21 protein-coding genes, 1 pseudogene and 1 riboswitch are annotated in these 22765 nt (G+C 42.8%); of the genes and pseudogenes, 16 read left to right on the top strand and 6 right to left on the bottom strand.

The features are described 5' to 3' along the window. Positions 1-69: 69 nt before the first annotated feature. Positions 70-984, bottom strand: coding sequence for a hypothetical protein (locus tag P5G49_RS13625; RefSeq protein ID WP_301244617.1), 915 nt, complete (start codon positions 982-984; stop codon positions 70-72). Between the two features lie 163 nt (positions 985-1147). Here P5G49_RS13625 and P5G49_RS13630 point away from each other — a divergent pair, with 163 nt between their 5' ends. The 4 genes and pseudogenes from P5G49_RS13630 to P5G49_RS13645 all read left to right on the top strand — a co-directional run. After that, positions 1148-2725, top strand: coding sequence for an FAD-dependent oxidoreductase (locus P5G49_RS13630; RefSeq protein ID WP_301244620.1), 1578 nt, complete (start codon positions 1148-1150; stop codon positions 2723-2725). Between the two features lie 122 nt (positions 2726-2847). After that, positions 2848-3276, top strand: coding sequence for an SRPBCC family protein (locus tag P5G49_RS13635; RefSeq protein ID WP_301244622.1), 429 nt, complete (start codon positions 2848-2850; stop codon positions 3274-3276). Positions 3277-3475: 199 nt separating this feature from the next. Continuing rightward, the gene (locus tag P5G49_RS13640; protein WP_301244624.1) at positions 3476-4882 is read left to right on the top strand and encodes a serine hydrolase domain-containing protein; all 1407 of its coding nucleotides are present in this window, start codon (positions 3476-3478) and stop codon (positions 4880-4882) included. Between the two features lie 95 nt (positions 4883-4977). Next, positions 4978-5085, top strand: a pseudogene (locus P5G49_RS13645) (YjcZ family sporulation protein); the annotation flags it as partial. 96 nt (positions 5086-5181) lie between these two features. Here the strand turns inward: P5G49_RS13645 and P5G49_RS13650 are convergent. After that, a complete protein-coding gene (locus P5G49_RS13650) occupies positions 5182-5988 on the bottom strand; it encodes an MBL fold metallo-hydrolase (protein WP_301244625.1) in 807 nt (268 codons plus the stop codon). Between the two features lie 140 nt (positions 5989-6128). Here P5G49_RS13650 and P5G49_RS13655 point away from each other — a divergent pair, with 140 nt between their 5' ends. The 4 genes from P5G49_RS13655 to P5G49_RS13670 all read left to right on the top strand — a co-directional run bounded on the left by P5G49_RS13655 (position 6129) and on the right by P5G49_RS13670 (position 10429). Then, positions 6129-6830 carry a hypothetical protein gene (locus P5G49_RS13655; protein ID WP_301244627.1) on the top strand — a complete coding sequence of 234 codons (702 nt, stop codon included), beginning with the start codon at positions 6129-6131 and terminating at the stop codon, positions 6828-6830. A 17-nt stretch (positions 6831-6847) separates the two neighbouring features. After that, positions 6848-7864 (top strand): TolB-like translocation protein, encoded by a 1017-nt coding sequence (locus P5G49_RS13660; RefSeq protein WP_301244629.1) that lies wholly within the window; start codon positions 6848-6850, stop codon positions 7862-7864. A gap of 253 nt (positions 7865-8117) precedes the next feature. Next, a complete protein-coding gene (locus P5G49_RS13665) occupies positions 8118-9302 on the top strand; it encodes a NupC/NupG family nucleoside CNT transporter (protein WP_301244631.1) in 1185 nt (394 codons plus the stop codon). Between the two features lie 107 nt (positions 9303-9409). Beyond that, complete coding sequence (locus P5G49_RS13670) at positions 9410-10429, top strand: LLM class flavin-dependent oxidoreductase (RefSeq protein ID WP_301244633.1); 1020 nt, start codon at positions 9410-9412, stop codon at positions 10427-10429. A gap of 35 nt (positions 10430-10464) precedes the next feature. On the opposite strand, the gene P5G49_RS13675 is transcribed toward P5G49_RS13670, so the two are convergent. Continuing rightward, positions 10465-11694 carry a dicarboxylate/amino acid:cation symporter gene (locus P5G49_RS13675; RefSeq protein ID WP_301244635.1) on the bottom strand — a complete coding sequence of 410 codons (1230 nt, stop codon included), beginning with the start codon at positions 11692-11694 and terminating at the stop codon, positions 10465-10467. A 190-nt stretch (positions 11695-11884) separates the two neighbouring features. Between P5G49_RS13675 and P5G49_RS13680 the strand changes: the two genes are divergently transcribed. Together P5G49_RS13680 and P5G49_RS13685 are read left to right on the top strand one after the other, a co-directional pair. Further along, positions 11885-12262, top strand: a complete 378-nt coding sequence (locus P5G49_RS13680) for a spore germination protein GerW family protein (protein WP_301244637.1) — start codon at positions 11885-11887, stop codon at positions 12260-12262. A gap of 159 nt (positions 12263-12421) precedes the next feature. Then, positions 12422-14140, top strand: a complete 1719-nt coding sequence (locus P5G49_RS13685; protein ID WP_301244639.1) for a sulfate adenylyltransferase — start codon at positions 12422-12424, stop codon at positions 14138-14140. A 68-nt stretch (positions 14141-14208) separates the two neighbouring features. Here the strand turns inward: P5G49_RS13685 and P5G49_RS13690 are convergent, their stop codons facing one another. Beyond that, positions 14209-15393 carry an MFS transporter gene (locus P5G49_RS13690; protein WP_301244641.1) on the bottom strand — a complete coding sequence of 395 codons (1185 nt, stop codon included), beginning with the start codon at positions 15391-15393 and terminating at the stop codon, positions 14209-14211. Between the two features lie 73 nt (positions 15394-15466). Then, positions 15467-15566: riboswitch (purine riboswitch) on the bottom strand. A 110-nt stretch (positions 15567-15676) separates the two neighbouring features. Here P5G49_RS13690 and P5G49_RS13695 point away from each other — a divergent pair. After that, the gene (locus P5G49_RS13695; protein WP_301244642.1) at positions 15677-16192 is read left to right on the top strand and encodes a hypothetical protein; all 516 of its coding nucleotides are present in this window, start codon (positions 15677-15679) and stop codon (positions 16190-16192) included. Positions 16193-16281: 89 nt separating this feature from the next. Next, positions 16282-17838 (top strand): ABC-F family ATP-binding cassette domain-containing protein, encoded by a 1557-nt coding sequence (locus P5G49_RS13700; RefSeq protein WP_301244643.1) that lies wholly within the window; start codon positions 16282-16284, stop codon positions 17836-17838. Between the two features lie 43 nt (positions 17839-17881). On the opposite strand, the gene P5G49_RS13705 is transcribed toward P5G49_RS13700, so the two are convergent. Then, on the bottom strand, positions 17882-18097 hold the full coding sequence (locus P5G49_RS13705; protein ID WP_301244644.1) for a small, acid-soluble spore protein tlp: 216 nt from the start codon (positions 18095-18097) through the stop codon (positions 17882-17884). Positions 18098-18273: 176 nt separating this feature from the next. Here P5G49_RS13705 and P5G49_RS13710 point away from each other — a divergent pair, with 176 nt between their 5' ends. The 3 genes from P5G49_RS13710 (at position 18274) to P5G49_RS13720 (ending at position 20890) form a co-directional block, all read left to right on the top strand. Then, positions 18274-19032 (top strand): hypothetical protein, encoded by a 759-nt coding sequence (locus P5G49_RS13710; protein ID WP_301244645.1) that lies wholly within the window; start codon positions 18274-18276, stop codon positions 19030-19032. Between the two features lie 83 nt (positions 19033-19115). Beyond that, complete coding sequence (gene sigI, locus P5G49_RS13715) at positions 19116-19865, top strand: RNA polymerase sigma-I factor (protein ID WP_301244647.1); 750 nt, start codon at positions 19116-19118, stop codon at positions 19863-19865. Continuing rightward, positions 19862-20890, top strand: a complete 1029-nt coding sequence (locus tag P5G49_RS13720; RefSeq protein ID WP_301244649.1) for an anti-sigma factor domain-containing protein — start codon at positions 19862-19864, stop codon at positions 20888-20890. Before sigI ends, P5G49_RS13720 begins: the two co-directional genes overlap by 4 nt. An 85-nt stretch (positions 20891-20975) precedes the next feature. Here the strand turns inward: P5G49_RS13720 and P5G49_RS13725 are convergent, their stop codons facing one another. Beyond that, on the bottom strand, positions 20976-21800 hold the full coding sequence (locus P5G49_RS13725) for a squalene/phytoene synthase family protein (protein ID WP_301244660.1): 825 nt from the start codon (positions 21798-21800) through the stop codon (positions 20976-20978). 294 nt (positions 21801-22094) lie between these two features. Here P5G49_RS13725 and P5G49_RS13730 point away from each other — a divergent pair, with 294 nt between their 5' ends. Beyond that, positions 22095-22664 (top strand): NADPH-dependent FMN reductase, encoded by a 570-nt coding sequence (locus P5G49_RS13730; RefSeq protein WP_301244650.1) that lies wholly within the window; start codon positions 22095-22097, stop codon positions 22662-22664. The last annotated feature ends 101 nt before the right edge of the window (positions 22665-22765 follow it).

Genomic DNA, 22765 nt, shown 5'->3' on the forward strand with positions numbered 1-22765 from the left:
TTCACTCCTTTATTCTTCTACAATAAGTATAGCGAATGGGACAAGTAGTGTCCCTGTAAGTCACTTATGTTATGCAACAACTGATTTTCGATATACGACAGGTGTGAATCTCTTCCAGCTTTCATTCAACTCTTCCCATTCAACGATTTTCCAAGGATTGAAGTATGTCTGTCCGTTTTTATTGAAAAACAACTTATCCTCAATACAGTAGGCTGCATGTTTAATGATTTCATTTTCGTCCACCCATACGACGACATCTCCACCTGTAAATTCCTCTTTGGTTTTAGCAAAGTCTGCACTCTTTAATCCAAGTGCAAATGTTTCATCATGAACCCACTCATGGATAATCCACTCATCCATATCTGGCGATGAACTTATTGCATAAAGCGCAGCTGCAAGACAATTTGCACCGGGTTTGGTGGAAAAAGTATTTGCATACTTTTTCAGGTGGGCAGGTATTGTTGCGGGCGCTTGAATGGACGTCCATTCATCATAAAACTGTGCTGTTTTACAAATTATTTCTTCTTTGATGGAGGTTGGCAGTCCTATCCACATTGCTCTTTGCAGAATTCCGATCTGTTCACCATTCACCTCTATTACATAATCCTGCGGGATTAAATTATTATCAGTTAACAGGGAAAGTGGTCCTGTCAATCCTCTACCTAACTTATACTGAAGCGTAAACAAAGCTTCTTGCTTCTCACTAGGTAATGAGGATATCCAATCGGGATGCGAAACAACTACAAATTCTGCATCCTTGGAAATATTCCAGTACATATAACTGTTCACCATTTGAATGCCTGTATAGGAGGAGTGTTTGAAAAACTCCTTCCTTGGAAAAAGTAATGCTCCTTGTAACTCATTTTGATAGACAGGCAAGTCGTTTGCCCTTAAGAAAAATAAATCCTTTTCAGGTATGTAATTTTCGATCCATTTATCCAGTTGTTTTTGAGTGGGACGAATCGTGATGTTTATAGTAATCACCTTTCCTTATGTAAATGGTCTAATTCCAATAATATCCAAGTAATAAGAATTGTCAATAAGTATTTTTAGTATAGGTTCTTTTCGTTTTATCATTATCCTATATGTATACGCACTCACGTCGAATGGGTAGCCTATCTCCAGTACATAGTACAGGAGGATTAGCATGAGTAATGATCAAAAAAATAAAAATCTGCCCGAGCAACCAGAGCCGTTTTGGAGAACGAGTGTTGAGTTTCCTTCATTTTCAAGTTTGAAGGAAGATATTGAAGTGGACGTAATTGTCGTTGGTGCGGGGATTACGGGTATTACATCCGCCTATTTATTGGCTAAGGAAGGTCTAAAAGTCGCTGTAATTGAGGCGGATAAAGTGTTGAACGGGACGACCGGCCACACGACAGCAAAAATTACGGCACAGCATGACTTAATTTATGATGAATTCATTCACAATATGGGTAGGAATACCGCAAGATTATATTATGAAGCGAATATGGAAGCGTTGGAATTCATCGAGAAGACAGTGAAGGAGCAGGAGATTGACTGCGAATTTACAAGAGTGGATGCGTTTATTTACTCAGTGAGTGACAAATATGCCGAAAAGATTAAGAAGGAAGCGGAGGCGTATGAGAGGCTACAGATTAAAGGCGAAATGGTCGATAGCTTCCCTTTTGATATTGATGTGAAAAATGTCCTTGTGATGAAGGACCAAGCCCAGTTCCATGTGACGAAGTATTTGGTGCATCTCATTGATTTATTTCAAAAGAGTGGTGGGCAGATTTTCGAAGATACCGTAGCAGTCAATATTGAAACAGGCGATCGACCGGTAGTTCTAACGCGAAATGAAAATCGGATATCAGCGAAGCATGTTTTGATTTGCTCGCATTTTCCTTTTTACGAAGGAACGGGCCTTTATTCCACAAGGATGTATGCAGATCGCTCTTACGCTCTCGCGGTAAAGTCAAAAAAGAAATTTCCGCCAGGGATTTTCATAAGTGCAGATGAGCCGACCCGTTCTCTCCGGTCGATTATGGACAACGGTGAAGAATTGGTACTTATTGTTGGTGACAATCATAAGACCGGTCAAAGTGAAGTGGAGACGATGGAGCATTACAAGGCGCTTAAGAGATTTGGTGAAGAGGTTTTTGGCCTTGAGGAAATCAAACAACGGTGGTCAGCGCAGGATTTGGTCACTTTGGATAAGCTGCCATATATCGGTGAGATCACGTCTGGGAATCCTAACATCCTCATTGCGACAGGCTTCAGAAAATGGGGAATGTCGAATGGAACAGCTGCGGCATTGCTTTTTAGGGATATGGTTATGGGGAAAGAAAACAAGTTTGAAAAATTGTATAGCCCATCCCGATTTTATGCGCATCCAAGTTTGAAGAATTTCCTCGTGCAAAATGCCAATGTTGTTGGTCAATTAATAAAAGGAAAGTTAGATTCCCCGAATATGAAACCGGAAAATTTGGCTAAGGGAGAAGGCGCAGTCATCAAGCTTGATGGGCATCGCAAAGGGGCGTATCGGGATGATGAAGGGAAGCTCCATATTGTGGATACAACATGCACCCATATTGGTTGCGAGGTCGAATGGAATAATGGCGACAAGACCTGGGACTGCCCATGTCACGGCTCGAGGTTCAAATATACTGGTGAAGTGATTGAAGGGCCGGCTGAAAAACCGTTGCAGAAGTATGATTATAAGATGATTGATAATTTGACCTCGGAGGACTCGGGGTATTGATTGAACTAAACGAAGGCATCCAAATGAAATTGTTTGGGTGCTTTTTTCATTGAAGGGATTTCCACTTCGCGAGCCGAATATAAGTAAGAAGGTACATAAGCTCTGAAAATGAAGGGAAGATGATGATGAATACGAATGTGACGTCAAAAATGAAGATTAATAAACCTGTGGCTGAAGTATTTGAAGCGATTGTGGAACCTGAAAAGATGGGATGCTACTGGTTTTCTTCAGGAACAAGCAGGGTTGAGCAAGGTAAGACGATTACTTGGAAGTATGAGGAATATGGTGCCGAAGGGGATATCCATGTTTTGAGTGTTGTGGAAAACAAGGAAATTGTTTTCAACTGGGGAGAAACGAAGGTCGAGATGATGTTCAAAGAGACGGATGGAGGGACAATCCTTGAGGTGACTGAATCGGGGTTTAAAGCGGATGATCCGGATATTGTGAGCAAAATGATGGGGCAAAAAGGGGGCTGGGTGTATATGCTTACTTGTCTGAAGGGATATTTGGAAAATGGAATTACTACATTGAGGGCTTCTTTAGTTCATTAATTGAAATGAATGAATGCGTTTATGCGTGAATAGGAACATTTATGGACTTTTGTAGAGATTTATGCGCGTTTGCCGCGGATTATGCGTGTTTCGGGAGATTTATGCGTGATTTAGTTGTATTATGCGTATTTCAGGGGATTTATGCATATTTGGGGAATTGCGGTGTTCATTATTCGACAAAACGAATGGGGGCGTTCAAGTGAAGGGGACAATTGCAGTTGAGGGGTTTGACAAGCATGCAAATAAGTATGTGGAGAAGCATTTAATACCTGGAGCAATGATCGGCGTCAGTGAAAACGGGCAGACGATTTACGAGAGGGGCTTTGGTTATCGGAATGTGGCGGAGCAGCTTCCGGTAACGGGGGATACGGTTTTCGGCATTGCATCGATGACGAAGTCATTTACGAGTGCGGGTATTATGAAGTTGCAGGAGGAAGGGAAGTTATCGGTGCATGATCGAATCGTTGATTACCTTCCTGAATTGCAGAAGCCGGGAACGCAAGTGGAGAAGGTTACGATTCACCATCTTATGACGCATACGGCAGGCTATCCGCCGCTTGCGACTCATGTGTATGCTCGGAAAAATAGTATCGAACAAGATCCTTCTGCAAAGGATTATGGACTGGACTTGTTGAATAATCCTGGTCCGCATATCGAGACGTATGATGAAATGCTTGCTTTCATGGCAACCGCTGATTTTGAGTGGCTTGGCGAACCGGGACGATTTTATAGCTATTCGAATGATTCTTATGGGTTGCTTGGAGTTATTATCAGCAGGGTGAGTGGACGGCCTTATGAGGAATTCATTGAGGAAATGATCTTGAAGCCAGCGGGGATGAAGAACAGCTTCTTTGATATGAAATTATTGGAGGAAAAGGTGGATGTTACGACACTTTATATGAAGGCGAAGGATGGGTCCCGTGTTTACGAAGCACCGCTTTGGTGGGATGCGCCTTCGATGCGTTCGGTCGGTTATTTGAAGTCAACGACGAATGATATCCTACGCTATTTGGAGCTTTATTGGAATGAAGGTGTTGTAAATGGAACACGAATTTTGTCGAAGGAAAGCATCCAGCAAATGATTCATCCGCATGTGGAGTATGAGCCTAACAGATGTTATGGCTATGGATTGCGGATCATTCCTGATTATTTCGGCTCGACGCTGATTAGCCATGGCGGCGGGTTGAAAGGTGTTTCATCCTATATGTGTGCAATCATTGAGAAGAAACAGGCAGGTGTTATTTTGACAAACGTCTCGGATGTGCCTTCTGGGGATCTACTGATGGCTGTCTTGAATGTCACGGAAGGTAGGGGTCTCGAAGCCGCACCTGAATCCTATGAAGTTCAGGAAATTGAAGTGGATGAACTGCGTAAATTCGTAGGATCCTATATTTCCAGTGAAGGGATGAACGTGAAGGTCGCTCTAAAAGGGGATCGGTTAAGCGTTGAATCGAATGAAGTGCTTCGTACGTTAAAGTGCATAGGGAAAAATATTTTTATTGATGACGATGAGAAAGGCGGAATCCTGCAGTTCATAGAACAAGAAAATGGCGAAATAGAGCGGATTGTATATGGTGGCAGGCATATTATGAAGGTGAAATCCTGAAAATCCCCACACTGAATTGCATGGGTGACTGTCATGTACAGGTGTGTTTATGTCACATAGTATAAGTGCATAAAGTGATTTGGGGGTGTTGATAAATGTCTAAAGAATCTTGTGGAACTGGTAATGTGAACAGTTGGGGGTTTAACTTGATCGTTGTTTTGTTCATCCTTTTGATCATTGTCGGAGCGTCGTATTGGGGCGGCGGTTATGGCGGCGGTTATGGCGGCGGCTATGGTGGGGGATGCGGTTACTGTTAATAGCAACTTTTTTAAGGTGCACATTTCACGATGTGCACCTTTTTATTCTTCAAGAATCGATCGGACAATATAAATTGAATCCCATTCACCTGATGAAAAAATGGACATCGGGTATTTCTTTTTGAATAGGAGCGAGTGAATTTCCTGTTCACCGTATCCTTGTTCCTTGAGGAGGTGGATTTTACCACGAAGTTCTTGTAAGTAATCAAGCTTATTAAGCAATGCAAGTTTGCCATCTTTTACATAGCCGGCATGGCAGCAAAATAATTCCCCGAAATCATACGTCAATACATGTTCGAGTGACGCGATAATTTGTGGGACGCTTTCTTCGCGTAGAATCAGCTTCGTTTGAGGATGTACATAAAGATCGCCGGAAAAGAGCTGTCCGGTTTCCTGATTCAAAAAAGACAAATGATCTTTTGCGTGTCCAGGCGTTTCAATCACATTCCATGTAGCGGTCCGTGAGGTGAAAGTTTCGCCGATGGGCTGTGCTTGAAACGGGCGTCTCCTTCCCCAAAATAATTGGCGATATAATGGATAGGCCGCCTTCCGATGGCATTCCACAATAGACATCTCATTCATTAGAACAGGCAATCCATATTCCTTTTGTAAGTGGGCGGCTCCGCCAGTATGATCCTCATGGGAGTGGGTGACGGCTACCTTGTCTACGTCCGCTTGAGTGAAAAAAGCATTGAATTCTTTAGACAGCGCGTGGGCACCCGTATCAATCATCACCCCATCAACTTCAAAGCAATGTACATTCAACCTAACACTTTTAAAGGACAGCCTTCCGTTTATAAATCGGACATTGCTCTGTTTTCCTACAACTGACTCCCTTTTTAAAAACATTCCCCCACCCCTTTTCGTCTACCCATAGATTACCATGAAATGAATAGCTATTCATTAAAATTCAAAATAGAGCTGCACTATCATATAATGGAATTACTTGACAGACTGATTGTAATGAAAAGGAGGCTATTTGAATCACGATGACAAATTTCGAGTCTAAACAGGAAATTGGCGAACTGGTGCAAGAAAAGATGTACCCGTATCGAAAAGGGATGATGTTGGTGCTCTCGATGGGGTCGTTGCTCTTTGCTTACATTCTTTATTTATCCCAACTATTTGTTATGGGAGATGCACATATTATTTGGCTTGTATTTGCTGTATTGATAAGCACATCGATTCTTATGGTTACGGTGCGACCGGTGATATTGTTGAATCGCCGTTTATGGATGAACAGCTTGTTACTAGTCCATCTACTTATCTACTTTTACGGACTATTACTTGCATCTGATATAAATCAGCCGTATTCCAGCGGATTGACAATCATTGCCGTAATATTAGTGTTATTATCCATTGTTCTTGTCTATCGAACGACGATCTATGATTTTCCATCGAAACGCCAAAGATTGATTAAAGATACAAGGCGATTGCATTTCATCAACATCACAACTGGAATTTTCATAATCCTCGTTACTTTATTCTTCTTATGGGCATTTCTATTATTTTCAGGAAGAGCAACACTAGGGTTTTTGACGTTATTGACACCGATTAGCGGATGGATTCTGTCTTATACACTCCAAATGAAGTTATTGGCAAATCAACAGAAAGCCGCCGCATACGCTATTGTATTTATCCAAACAGCAGTGATTGTAACAGGAATCGTACTTTGGATAATTGGGCTGTAAGGAATGGGGGAAGGAAAATGAATAAAAAATATGGTGTACTGCTTAGTGTCATCGGGGTTGCAACTGTAATTTGCATTGTACTTGGGCTCGTTTTTAATAAATCAGAGAATGAAAAACAACAAGGACTAAGTGGTGTATTTGATGTGTCTGTTGAGGGTACTATCGCATATGTTGAATTTGAAAATGGGAAGGCGGGTATTTATCTGACCGATGGGAGAACGGATCCTGTCGTCCAATTTCCTGTTGAGCAAACTATTCTTGATATCAGCTTCAGTAATGACGGCAAGACCCTTGCCTACATCGTTTCCGACAAAGAATTGGATGAGGGAAACGGAAGTGAAGTGCGTATACTGAATACGAAAACTAACTCGGATGAACAGGTGTTTTTATCTCAAGATATCATCACTGAACTTGCTTTTGACCCGAAAAATCCTGCCCTACTATTTTACCTGCAGGCAGGTGTCTTTACGAATTATTCTCCGATTACGGGTAAGCAACCACATGATTTTGACGTTTACAGCTACGATTTAACTGACAAGACGCAAAAACGATACACGGATTTGAAGAAGTATTCTATGAGGTCGTTGCAAGTTTCCGAAACTGACGCATCTGTGTTTGTCCAAATGGACGATGACGAAAAAGCACAATCGGCGGACGATATATTTGCATCGAAACAACGAATTTTTCAGATTCCCCTTGATACGCCTGAAGAAAAGTCAATCGTAAGCAATCCCGCCGGTGAAGTAGATATATATGATTTCCTCGTTTTACCGGACAGGGAAGAATTGGTTTATCAAGCCGTCGGAGGCACGGGGGCGAATGGAGTTTTTGAATACGAATTATTCAGCTACAACTATGAGACCTATGAAACGAAACAGCTGACAAGACTAAAGGAATACACAGCCAAGCCGATTCTCGGTCCTGACGGGAAAATCTATTTCCTCGTCGACCGGAATTTCGCAGGACGCCAACCCGACTTCCATATCTATCGAATGAGTAAAGGCGGCAAAGATATAGAAGAAATAAAATTGTGATCTTACGGTGACAAACACTGGAACAATTAATCCGTTCCGTGCTTGTCACCGTTTTTTGTATATAATCTTAAAGTTGTCGAATAACTAATGATATGCGGAAGTTTCTTTCTAATTCGTGAGAGATGCCAGATCGGTTCTTACAGTTTATAATGAAGAGCACTTTGTTGATAAAAGTGTTAAACGGGAAGAGGATTTTTACATATTTTTCCGCTCCATAACAATAATATAAGGCATCTAGGGAGGAGTATTTACTTTGAATTTCATCATCTTTATTGTGGCATTGCTTGTTATTTTTATCCTTGCGTACATAGTGAGCAATGGCAAAAAAAAGATAAAGGTCAGACCAATCTTAGTCATGGTTGCTCTGCAACTTGCATTTGCTTTCCTTCTGTTGAATACCGAATTCGGGCTATTCATCATCCGCGGGATATCCAGCATCTTCGATCATCTTTTAGCTTTCGCAGCTGAAGGAATAAATTTTGTCTTCGGTGGATTGGCAAATGAAGGAACGTTCCCTTTCTTCATGAATGTCTTGTTGCCAATCGTATTTGTATCCGCACTTATCGGAATTGCACAGTACATTAAACTACTGCCTCTTATCATCCGTTTCCTTGGTCTACTATTAAGCAGAATCAACGGACTCGGAAAGTTGGAGTCATTCAACGGGGTAGCATCGGCTATATTTGGACAATCTGAGGTATTTATTTCTGTTAAAAAACTGCTGCCGAACATACCAGAGCACCGTTTGTACACAATGTGTACATCCGCCATGTCCACTGTTTCAGCATCAATACTTGGAGCATACATGACGATGATCGATCCGAAATATGTCGTTACTGCACTTGTATTGAATCTATTCGGCGGGTTCATCATCGCAAATATTATCAACCCATACGAAGTTACTCCTGAAGAGGATAGAATTGAGACACTTGAAGAAAGAAAGCAGTCCTTCTTCGAAATGTTAGGGGAGTACATCCTTGACGGATTCAAAGTTGCAATCATTGTTGGTGCAATGCTAATCGGATTCGTAGCATTAATCGGTATGGTGAATGGCATCTTCGAAGGAGCATTTGGCATCACCTTCCAAGTCGCTCTCGGTTACGTATTTGCACCGTTCGCCTTCCTCGTCGGCATCCCGGCATCCGAAGTCATTCAGGCTGGAACGATCATGGCTACAAAGCTGTTGACGAACGAGTTCGTGGCGATGATCGACCTGGGCAATATCGCCTCCTCTCTTTCCGATAGGACAGTAGGTATCATCTCGGTATTCCTTGTCTCCTTCGCTAACTTCTCGTCAATTGGAATTATCTCCGGTGCGGTTAAAGGGTTGCATGAAGAAAAAGGGAACATCGTTGCAAAATTTGGTATCAAGCTACTATACGGCGCAACATTGGTCAGCTTATTGACAGCCGCAATTACAGGAATCATGTTAGGGTAAACAAAGTCGGGCATCAATTGGATGTCCGGCTTTTTGAGTTCGTTAATTGGATATCAGAATGTCGAAACGATATCATGATGAAGAGAATATATAATGGGGAGTGAGCAATGTTGATCAACCCTTCTGTAAAGAAATTCAATGGTATCCCGCTTTCAATTCTTGATCTCGCGCTGATCAATGAGGGAAGTACTGCGGGTCAATCTTTCAAAAATAGTGTGGATCTTGCCCAGCACGCGGAAAAATGGGGCTTTAACCGTTTCTGGCTTGCCGAGCATCATAATATGCCGGGCGTCGCCAGTTCCGCAACAGCTGTTATTATCGGGCATGTGGCGGGCGCAACTGAAACAATCCGTGTCGGTTCAGGCGGTGTCATGCTTCCGAATCACGCGCCTCTTGTTATCGCCGAGCAGTTCGGCACGCTTGAAGCGATGTACCCGGGGAGAATCGATCTTGGGCTTGGACGGGCTCCGGGTAGTGATCAAGCGACGGCTTATGCGCTGCGTCGAACATTACAAAGCAGTGGTAATGAGTTCCCACAGCAATTGGCGGAGCTGCGTCAGTTTTTCGAATATGATCCATCCGCCCGTGTTCGCGCGATTCCAGGGGAAGGCCAAGATATCCCGATTTGGCTTTTAGGGTCAAGCGACTTCAGCGCACGGTTAGCTGCGGACCTTGGACTTCCATTTTCATTCGCAAGCCATTTTGCACCTACTTATTTAATGCATGCACTGCAGCTTTATCATCAGCTTTTCCGTCCATCAAAATCATTGCAAAAGCCATATGTAATGCTTGGTGTAAACATCATCGCTGCTGAAACTGATGAAGAAGCACACCACTTGGCAACTTCTTATCAGCAGCAATTCTTGAACATTCGAAGAGGGGTTGCAGGGAAGCTCAAGCCACCGGTAGACGACCCAGAGACATTCTTTTCAGAAGCAGAAAGAGCGGCACTCGCCGAGCTATTGGAATGGCCATCAACAATCATCGGTAGTCCAGAAACAGTAAAGCAGAAATTGGCTGCCTTTATCCAAGCGTCAAAAGCCAATGAACTCATCATTAGCTCAGGAATCTTTAACCACAAAAATCGCATCCGCTCCTACGAACTCATCGCCGATATGATGGAGTAAAAAAAGCCGAGAACCCTAAAAGTTCTCGGCTTTACTTATGCTTCATCTAACCCACGTCTTTTCTCATGCTGGTCGATTAACACCGTCCCAACTAAATCACCCGTCACATTCAACGCAGTAGCTCCCATTCCGACAAGCGCGTCAATTGCCGTCAACAACGCAACTGCCTCTATCGGTAATCCAAGTTGTACAAACACAGTCGCAATCATGACAATTCCAGCACCCGGAACGCCCGCCGTTCCTACAGAAGCAAGTGTCCCTATTAAGACTACCATTAACATATCCTCCACACTAAGCGTAGTCCCGACGATATTGGCTGCAAATACAGCCGAAACCGCAATTCGTATGGCGGCGCCATCCATATTGACTGTCGCGCCAAGAGGAATGCTGAATCCGTAAAGGCTTCTCGATATACCCATGTTTTTGGCAGCCGACAATGTGAGCGGCAACGTCCCTGTACTACTTTGCGTGACAAACGCTGTCAGCATCGGTGTCCTTGCATGTTTGAAAAATTGCCCCGGGTTGATCTTGAAAAGCAGAAGAAGAATGGTGTAAATACAAATCTGTACGAGTAATGCAAGATAGAATACCCCGATCATGCCTCCAAGTGAAATGAGTGTATCAATCCCTTGGCTTCCCACTGTTTTTGCCATAATCGCAAAAATCCCGATTGGTACATATTGAAGAATCGCTTTCAATACGATCAGGGATGCTTCATTCAAAGCGGTAAATGTTTGCAATAGTGAATTACCAAGTTCCCCATGACTTTCAGAAGAACGCATGGCGGATATGGCGATGCCGAATACAAGAGCTGTGAAGATGATTCCAAGCAGGTTCATTTCCGTAAAGGCGGTAATGATATTGGAAGGTACGATACTTAGCAATACATGTACGATACCAGGATTCTCCGGGACATCGAATGTTTCATTGCCCGTGAGCTTCATGCCCGTACCAGGATGAAAAATACTTGCAACAATTAATCCTACTACAATTGCAAATGCCGAGCTCAATGTGTAATAGATGAATACCTTGCTCCCCATTCGCCCAAGATTTGCGATATTCGTCTGATTCACCCCGACGATTAACGTGAACAAAATGAGGGGGATGATTAGAAATGTAAGCAATCGAAGGAGTAAATCCCCGAATGGCGCAAGCACGATGGCCTGCTCTCCCAATACAAAACCCGCGATTATGCCAAGTACAAGTGCAATCGAGATTTTCAGGATCAATGATGCATGAAGATATGCTTTCCATAATTTCTTCATCAAGCGGTTCTCCTTCCCTTGGTAAAATTGAATCCCCGAACAGTTTAGGCACTGAGTAAAGTGTGTCCAAATACAAGACGTTGGAACCTTGAGGCAGTATAAATTTACTTGCTTTGATTTCCTTTACCCTAAAATCCAAAGGAATGTATGGGGCGGATGACGAATAGGTATGGGAGGGAGGGATTTTACGATGTTGAATGAGTTAGAGCAGGCAGTTGAAAAGCAGAAACAGAAAGAGTATATTGAAACGCCGGTAGCGACATTATTCAATAAGTTTGCAAAACATAGGGATGTAACGCTTGTGTACGGTGACCCAATTGAAGTCGGACTGACAAAGGTCGTGCCAGTGGCGAAAGTCAGGTATGGTTTCGGCGGTGGCGGAGACGGTGCTGGAAACAATGGCGGCGGAGGGGGATTCCAGATTACCCCTGTCGGTGTGTATGAAATTACCCCCGAACACGTGAAGTTCAAATCGACCCGCAGCAAAATGGCCCTTGTTTTAACGTTATTGACATGCGGTCTGTTTTGGGTGGTTGGAAGGAATATGGGGAAATCCAAAAAACATTGACTCGAAACTGGGAGGCTCTTCTTGCAAGGGCCTTTTATTAATTTATCAACCAATTACCGAAAATTATGCTTTTTGCAAGTTGGAAAGTATGCTAACATTCTGAATAGGAGATACGTTTATTTACGTATAATAATTTGTTCTTAAAGGGGGAGAGTGGGAATGTTGAATGTTACTGAGAATAAATTTGCCAATTATCCACAGCAACCTCATGGAGGTAAGTTGGTAGATAAGGTGTTAACTGGTCAAGAAAGGGATGACGAACTTGTCAGAGCGAAAAAGCTTCCGACAATTATGGTGGACCTTGAAGCTGTAATTACGCTTGAAATGATTGCGACGGGGGTACTATCGCCGAATGAAGGCTTTATGAATGAAGTCGATTATAAATCCGTCCTCGAAAATGGACGTCTCGCAAACGGGACGGTCTGGCCGGTACCACTTAGTTTCGCACCGACCGGCAACCGAAACAGTGAGGTGATCAAGTCACTTTCCGTGGGGGACGAAGTGACACTTGCCGATGAAAACAATGAACCGGTGGCAACTCTTCGGATTGAGGATATCTTTGATTATGATAAAGACTACCGCGCATTCCATTTGTTCGGGACGACAGATCGGAATCACCCAGGGGTCGACGCGATCTATAGACGTATGGGTGATGTCGCGTTGGGCGGGCCAATCAGTTTACTGAACCGCGTGGACTGGGGTCCCTTTGAAAAGCTGCGTCTTGAACCGAAAGACTTATGGCATGAGTTTTATGAAGTGAAAAAGTTTCGTACAACGGCAGGCTTCATAACAGGGGCGAATCCATTACATCGGGGCCATGAATACATCCATAAAAACGCCTTAGAGGAGATTGACGGTTTGCTTTTACAGCCTTTGGTCGAAATGGCAAAACGCGAATATACGCGCCATGAATTCCGAATGCTTTCCTACCGTGCAGTGTTAGATACGTATTATCCGAAGGGCCGTTCAATTCTCGCTCCGCTTCGCGTAACGTATATCTTCGCAGGCCCTCGTGAAACTGTGCTGCATGCATTAATCATGAAAAATTACGGATGCACGCATGCGCTCATCGGCCGTGATCATGCCGGGATTGGGGATTATTATGATAAATACGCAAGCCATAGTATCTTCGATCAGTTCAAGCCCGAAGAATTAGGCATTGAGGTTAGATTGTTCCATGAGGTATTCTACTGCACACGCTGCGACACGCCCGCCACAGCGCAATCATGCCCGCATGACGAACAATATCGCATTAATATTTCTGGCACAGGTATACGAGAAATGCTTCGGCATGGTATTATGCCTCCAAAGGAAATTGTCCGCCCGGAATCTGCAAGAATCGCGATTCAAGGCGTTCAACCGAAAGGGCTTGATGAATTCGAAAGCTCAATTTCGCCAGTCGGAAAGACGATTAAGAGTATGTTCCCGTTCTACTTGGAAAGAACAAGGCTTGGCGGAAGTAAGCGCCGAACGCCGTTGAAAGTGGAAGAGCTATCGAATCATGATCTCGAAGCGGTTAATTTGGACGTCCGTGCAAATGCAGATCGGATTTATCGAGAGGTTTTCGAGGAATATAGCAGCGTGGGGGATACGAACAGGAACTTGCAACCGGAGTGGGTGATAGCTGCCCGCGACTCATTGCATGCCCAGCAACAAATGGTCATTGATGATCTTAAAGAGAAAGTGAAACAGGCACCTGTGACGGCTTCAGACGAATTCATGTACCAGGACAAAGAGGAAGCTGAGCGAGAGCTTGAAGTCGCTGAAAAAATCCTCAATGGTATCCCGAAAGCGCTTCGTGCAGATGATTTTGACTATCGTACTTGGAACGCTTTGCCGTATAAGCGCTATCGTGGTAACGACGAGCCATCGGAATAAATACACGATATTGATATAAGAAAAGGATCCCGCCCGGTGTAATGTCTGGTGGGATCCTTTGTATTCATTTAGTGAGTATCAACCGGAGTTTCTTTCACTTGCTTTGACTTGCCACTAACGATAGACAATGAAATAACCGCGCAGAGGAAAGCGATCATGACAACAAATCCTCCGACGGTCGCAGTACTGGTGACCGAATCGGTTTTCCCTAATACGACAGCACCGATTCCCGAACCGACCGCAATACCGATCTGCAAAGCTGAATTGTTGAAACTTTGGTGGATATCAGACGAAACGGGATCCGACTGGATAATATAATCCTGCTGTGGCGGCGCGAGGCTCCAGCTTAATGCCCCCCAAATCATCATAACGACTATGAAAAAAGGAAATGAGAATGTCGTATAGGGAAGCACGAAAAGAATCAAAGCGAAAGCCCCGATAATAATAAGAATGCTTTTCTTCGATCCAATCCAGTTTGCAAGATTCCCTCCAAATGCCCCGCCTCCTACTGCCGAAATCCCGAAAAGGAAATAACAGATACTAATCCAGTATTGGTTCAGGTGCAAATTCGTTTCAAGGAAAGGTGTAAAATACGCGTAAATCGTATAATGCCCGGCTAACATGAACATCGTCGCCAAGTGAGCAAAGACGATTTTTTTATTCCCAAGTGCTTTAATTTGAGCAGAAAGCGGCTGTGCTTCACCTATCGGAACCTTCTCAAGGTAGATGGAAATTAGTATGAAAGAGCCGATTGAAAGAACAGCAATCCCTAAAAAGACACTACGCCAGCCAAATGCATTTGTTATCAAAATCCCAAGGGGCACGCCTAAAACGAGGGAAGAACTTATTCCCATAACAATATAACCAAGCGCTTTTGCGCGGGAAGGGGCATCGACAATGCGAGCGGTAATCGTTAACGACAGTACAATGGCAAGTGCTCCACTCATCGAAGTAATGATGCGGGCAATCATCACAAATGTAAAGTTCGGACTAAAATAGGTCATAATATTACCTAAGAAAAAGACCGAAATAGTTATTAAATAAAGCTTTTTCCTCTCGACTTTAGCAGTCAATGATAATAAAACCGGACCAGCAATGGCAAACACAAGCGCATAGACCGATATGAGCTGTCCAGCTGTCCCGATGGATATATTCAAATCATCTGCAATAATCGGCAAAATTCCACCGACAATCAATTCAACAAGGCCAACTGTAATCGTTGAAATGGCAAGGATGAATACTCTAAAATCCATTGAAATTCCTCCTGTTCATCTATACTGTGCGCTAAACACGCAAAATAATTTTCGGAAAATAAAAAACCCCGACTTCAAAGTGAAAATACTTTGTAGTCAGGAGTTAATGGTTCCTGGTAGAGACCCTCAATCCATATTATTGAGGTTATACATATATATAAACGTATGAAATTTTCCATTCCCCAATCTAACATGATTCGACAAATAGTTCAAGAAAAATTTCCTTTTAACGAACCGATATGGTTACAATAAGGGAATGTATCAGACACGGGAGGTTAGCATTATGTACGATCCGACAGTTTTTGAAAATCTAAAAGTGGCATTTGAAAATAAAATATATGATTTGGATACAATCGAACGTGAAATTGCGATAAGTAACCGATCGGATTTAATGGATTTCGCCACTCTTACAAGGAAACTTTCCATTCAATTTAATCTTCTTCATCAAAAGGATGTGGCAGCGGAAGTAGTACTCACGGCCTCCTTGCAGGATTTGGCAGATGAGATATTGGAAACTCCGGGCAAAGACTTAGGCTGTTCTTTATCATTGCGTTTTACGAAGTCTGTTCAACATGTAGACGGGCAATGCAAGCAAATCGAGGAAGCATTGAATGTCATTTGGGAAAATGATATTAATATCTCACAAACGCTAAGTTTCAAGTACGGAGAGGAATCATCTAACTACCGGAACATGATTGAAGTGAAATTCAATACGAAAATCAACGAAGAGAATATGCAAGAGATTCCAGATTTCCTACATAGTGTTCTTCTCACATTAGGTGTACTAAATAGCATTTAATCAAAAAAAATAATACCTATCCCGAATAAAGAAATCTCTATATAATGTAGGACATATGCAAATTTAACGAAGGAAAAGGTGTACAATATATGAGTTTATTAACAGTATCTAATTTAAGTCATGGGTTCGGGGATCGTGCGATTTTTGAAGATGTATCGTTTCGTTTATTGCAAGGAGAGCATATCGGGCTGATAGGTGCGAATGGGGAAGGGAAATCCACATTCATGAATATCATCACAAAGAAACTTGAACCTGATGCAGGAAGTGTCTCTTGGTCAAAGCGTGTACGAGTCGGATATTTGGACCAGCATGTCGTTCTGCAACAAGGACTGAGTATTCGTGACGTATTACGAACAGCGTTTCAGTACCTTTACGATCTTGAAGCGGAGATGAACGCCTTATTCACGAAGATGGGCGAGGTCGATGCCGATGAGCTTGAGAAATTGCTTGAAGAAACAGGTCAGATGCAGGACGAACTGACGAATAATGATTTTTATATCATCGATTCAAAGGTAGATGAAGTAGCGAACGGACTCGGTTTGGATGAATTCGGTCTTGACCGTGATGTCCATGACTTGAGCGGCGGGCAAAGAACGAAAGTATTGTTAGCTAAACTACTTCTTGAGAAGCCCGACATCCTTCTACTTGACGAGCCGACAAACTATTTGGATGTCGAGCATATCGAGTGGCTGCGTAATTATTTACAGAACTATGAGAATGCGTTCATCCTTATTTCGCATGATATACCATTTTTAAATAGCGTCATTAACTTAATCTACCATATGGAAAATCAGCAGATTACACGCTACGCAGGCGATTATGATGAATTCCTGCGTGTGCATGAGATGAAAAAGCAGCAGGTGGAAGCCGCATTCAAGAAGCAGCAGAAGGAAATTGCGAATCTAAAGGACTTTGTTGCGCGTAATAAAGCGAATGCTGCGACGAGCCGGATGGCGATGTCCCGTCAGAAAAAGCTTGATAAGATGGAAATCATCGAGTTAGATGTAGAAAAGCCGAAACCACAATTCGACTTTAAGCTGGCCCGTACGCCGGGCCGATATTTATTCCAAACGAAAGGTCTTGTCATCGGATATGACGAGCCACTTTCGCGAGAGTTGGATTTGACGATGGAGCGCGGGCAGAAGATCGCTCTGTCTGGAGCGAATGGAATCGGTAAGACGACACTTTTAAGGAGCATCCTTGGTGAAATTCCATCTCTCGCTGGTTCCGTCGAACTTGGTGAGCATCTAGAAATCGGGTATTTTGAGCAAGAGATGAAGACGGAAAATAACCGTACTTGCTTGGAAGAAGTGTGGGATGAATTCCCTCATTTTACTCAATATGAAGTACGAGCGGCATTGGCGAGATGCGGTTTGACGACGAAACATATTGAAAGCAAAGTGAAAGTGTTAAGTGGAGGGGAGCGGGCAAAGGTCCGCCTTTGCAAGCTTATCAATAGAGAAACGAATCTTCTTGTACTTGACGAACCGACAAACCACCTTGACGTCGATGCGAAGAATGAGTTGAAACGTGCTTTGAAGGAGTACAAAGGGAGCGTTTTGCTAATTTCCCATGAGCCTGATTTCTATGAAGGTGTCGTGACGGATGTGTGGAACGGGGAAAATTGGACAACCAAGATGTTTTAATACAAAAAGGCACCCAAGCGGTAAATCCCGCCCGGGTGTCTTTTTAGATGTAGCCATTGATGCGCGATTTGTTTTGTTGGTGGATTTCCTCTTGCAATCCCTCTATTGCTTCTTTGCGGCGCTCATTCTTTTCCTTGATGGTAGCGAGCTCGCTACCCTCCGCAGTTTTTGCAGCTTCATTTGCTGCTTCCATATTGCTGATTGTTTTCTTCAAGCGTTCCTCGTTATTTGCAGAGTCATTCGGTAATGGTCTTGGCATGTTCATACCTCCTTCGTTATTCAATGGAATAGTCTTTCCATATGACAAAAAAATATGTGTAAACTGGTAATCTCGGGAACTACTAAACTTTTTTTGCCTACCCCCTAAAAACGACACAAGCTTACGAATAACTGGTATGTCCAAACAAGGACTACAACTTAGACGAGGTGATTGATATGCAGAAAAAGTGGAAAAAAACAGGAGCGGCATTGCTTATCGCGGGATTGACAGTAACCGGGACGGGCTATGCGCTTGCAGATGAAAAAGCGGCAGAAATTATCGATCTTAGCCAACTTGGCAAAGAAACAGTAGAAGAGTCGCCGGTTAGCCCCGTTAAGAAAATTGTAGAAACAACGGAGACAGATGCTAACAAAGACGACGCTGACACGGAAACAAGTAACGTCACTGATCCTGAAACTAACAATGAAGATGTGACAACAGAAACCGATAATGAAGAAAGTAAAGATGAATCCGTTAAAGTAGAAGTGACTGAAAACGAACTACCTGAAATTCCGGAAGGCTATACAGCAGGTAATCTTGCTGCATTGGCAAAAGCGTATGAGCAAGCTGGAAATCCAACTGCAAAAGCAGCCATTAAACGTAATATGGAGCGCGCCATCGCGAAATGGGAAAGCAAGCAGCCGGTATTGGAAACTCCTGAAGTAGAAGTAAAAGGAGAAGTGTTAGTAACTGTTGAGTCGACAAAAGTCGAAGAGTTAGTAAAAGAAGATACGGTTATAGAAAAGACACCAGTGCAAGAGGAAACACAGGTTAAAGTGAAAGCGAAAAATCCTCAAGCTGAATTGAATGCAAAGCATAAAGAGCAAAGAGAAGACTTAAAAGCTGTTCAAAAAGCTGAACGTGAAGTATTGAAACAGGCGCGCAAAGCTGCAAAGGAACTTGAAAAACAAGAGAAAAAAGAGAAGAAAAACTAATTTACCATAGTTTACTGCTTTCCATTTTCCGTTGCTCCCCTTACAATCGTAGCAATCGGAATTGATGGGAACGGAGGGTTATAATGCTTTTGTCCATCATACAAGGGATTTTCAACAAGAAGTCTAATACAGCATTGATTGAGCTTGTATGTAAGGCGAAGTCGGGCGATGAGAAGGTCATGAACGATCTTCTCATCGCATTTACTCCGTTCATGAAAAAAACGGCTTCTTTCGTATGCAATCGATTCATTGATGACAGCGATGAGGAATTCAGTGTAGCGATGGTCGGCTTTCACGAGGCGGTATTGAAATACGAACCGGAAGAAAATGCGTCGCTAAAGACTTTTGCCCACCTGATCATGAAGAGGCGACTAATCGATCATATACGAAAAGAAGCGGTAAGGAATGCCAACGTCCTTTTATCCATAGACAATGACGGCGATTCAAATACAAGTGAATACATCTTCGATGAAACATCGATCTTCTCTTATTCGGAAGAGCGACAGGCAGCAGAACGGCGTGAGGAGATGACGGAATATGGCAGACTACTACGGGAGTATGGCCTGTCATTCCGTGAACTTGCTACGGTATCACCGAAGCACGCTGATTCACGAAAGACTGCTTTTCAAATCGCCCAAATTATAGCTGAGACACCAGAATTTTATAAGCATCTCTTGGAAAATAAAAGACTACCGATGAAGCAATTGGAAGATATAGTCGAAGTTTCAAGGAAAACGATTGAACGACATCGGAAATATATCATTGCAGTTACGTTGCTGCTGAACCACGATTTTAAATACATTCAGGAATACGTAAAAGGGGAACTCATATGATGCGGACATATAGAGGAATTGTTTGCGAAAAGAAAAATAGATATATGGTGTTCCTGACGGGAAATGGCGAGTTTCTGCGTGGAGTACCGATTGGAGACCCCCCTAACGTTGGAGACGAAGCTGATTTCAAACTCGTTGCTTCGACTTGTAGTGTGAGTAGTAAGTCAAAGCAGCGGGCATTCGGAGCCGTCTTTGTTGCAGCCGCCCTTCTATTTCTCATCGTTTCCTTAGTAAGCCCATTAAACGAAAAAGTGATGGCATATGTTCAATTAGAAGCTGAAACGGCGATGGAGTTTGTAGTGGACCAACAAGGAACGGTCATTTCCTTGCGTTATCTAAATGAAACGCCGATTGAGCCTGAGCATCTATCAGAATGGAAGGGTCACGCCCTCCTAACAGTGTTGGATATGGCTATATTGGAATTTTCGGTACGTGACAAGCAAATCATTATTACAACAGTCTACCCGACCCGTGAGAGCAAAAGGGAAACGAATCAGATAATTGGCGATGCAGTGAAGGAAGTAAGTGTGAAACATGATGCTTTAAACTTGGAAATAGCCGAAAGTACGCCACAGGAGAGAAAGATTGCAAATAAGAAAAGAATGTCGATTCACCAATTCAAATCTGTTCAAAATGAAAAACCAGAAAAACCCATAAATGTAAGGCAACCTGTAGATGTTATGGAACCAATTAAAGAAAAGCCGATTGAGGAGCAGAATGATGCTTTGAAAAACCCGAAAAAGGAAAATGTTCCATTAGCTCCGTCACGCCAAAAACAGATGGATAAAGAACAGCAACGTTTAAATAGAACTGAACAACAGAAAGGTCCGCCCACAGAAAAAATAGAAAAGAATCCGAACAAGAACCAAAGTGGAAATTCACAATCCCTTAAGGATAAGAAAGTCAGACCCGAAAATTCGCGGGATATGAATAAACATAGCAAAGATAATCAGGGGCCTCCTGTTAAACAAAAGCAGAACAAACCGGTAAATGAAAAAAAATCCGGCACTGGCCCTTCTTCCTAAGGAGTATGCATGTTTGAGGAGCCGTTACGAGTATTTGCTTGGAAAAACGAAAAACGACTTGGCCAGTGATGGCCAGGTCGTTTTATTATTGTTCGTTCAAGATTGCCTCTACGGTGGATTCGACTTCTTTTCGGTTCATTTTTTCTTGTCCGCTATGCAAAGCACTTATTGTCTTCTTTGCAAGTGTTAGTGGAATTTTGCAGAATAACAGAATGTTTTTATTCGTGATTGACTCGATATACTCATCGGCTTTTTGTAAATTGGCTTCTGCGTATTCGAATAACTCTTTTCGGCTCCAACCATCCGGGATGAAAGTAACGCCTCGATCTGCGTCTTCATCCTGATTGCGAAGCATGTTGACTGCCTGCAATCCGCGGCCATACCCGATAGCAAGTTCCCGATCCGTTTTCGTACCGTCATACTGCTCCCAAATATCGGATAGCATCACACCGACAAGACCCGCGACATAATAGGTATAATCATCAAGATCTTCTTTAGTTTTGATTAAAAAGTTCTTTTCGACCCATTTCGCCATACCGTCCGCCATTATGCTCGTCGATTCTTTTACTTTTTCGACAATGCCGGCTGGACAGACTGCGAGCCAATCGCCAAGCCTCAATGTAACTTCGGGCAATAGGTTCTCATAAGGTTTCAGTAATTCCCTATAAGCAGCCACGTCAAAGAAATCATGCTGCAAAAGCTTACTTGTAGACCGAAGTAAATGTTGCTTGCTATCAGGATGCAACTCCTCATGATCCTCGATTTCGTCAATCGCACGCATGCATAGATAGGCGGAACCAACGGTCTTACGCAATGTAGGGTTCAACAATTTAATCGGTATATAAAAGGTTCTGCTCGTAAGCTTCAGTATATGCATTGCATCTTTTTGCAATTTCGCCTCGTTCATCAGTGGGATCCTCCTTCATTACTTAAAAAGAAAATACGTCTCATGCGTTATTATGATTATCATACACTATTCTTTATGGGACTTGCCAACTCTATCGATGGGAAATGGTTAAAAGGATATTTTTACAAATGACCTTTTATATAAGAGGGATTTAAGCTGAAATTGTTGTGGAAAAACCTTGAATGTGAGATATTACGAAAAGAAGTTTTGGATTCATGCTGTATGCTCTAATGCATACCTATCGTTGGCATGGTAATGCTAAGTCCAAATAGATTATCGAAAAGGGAGTTTTTTGAGATGACTATTAAAGTTAAGGCAATTATAGGCAGCACAAGTTCCAAATCAGTCAACTTGAAAGTGGTTGAATTCTTAAGGGAAAAGTATGCGGGGAAATTGGAAATCACGCCTGTTTTTCTCAATGACCTTGCTATGTTTTCAGTAGACCTGGAAAGCAATCCTCCAGAAAACGTTACTGAATTTATGAAGAACGTAAGGGATTCGGACGCGATTCTTTTTGCGGTTCCAGAATATAATTATTCGATTCCTGGAGCTTTGAAAAACGCAGTTGATTGGCTATCAAGAAGTAACTTCGCGATTAAAGACAAGCCTGCATTCATGATAGGCGCTTCAGCTGGTGTATTAGGAACAGTACGTGCACAAATACATCTAAGACAAATTCTCACTAACCCGATGCTTTCACCAGCACTTTTACCGGGTAATGATGTATTCATCGGTTCAATTCAGCAAAAAGTCGATGAGACAGGGCAATTGACAGACCAAGCGACAATCGATTTCTTGGATAAAGTTGTGAACAACTTTATCGAGTTTTATTCAAAGACAAAAGCATTTGCCGAACTTCATGCTTAAGTAAAAAAGGCTGCCTTGAATCGCTCGAGGCCACTGAAAAAGTCCACTTACGAGGGCTTATGCTGGAACTGTTGATTTTCGTTCCGAGCGGACGCTTTCCG

The sequence above is a fragment of the Sporosarcina highlanderae genome, assembly GCF_030433715.1.
Taxonomy (GTDB): domain Bacteria; phylum Bacillota; class Bacilli; order Bacillales_A; family Planococcaceae; genus Sporosarcina; species Sporosarcina highlanderae.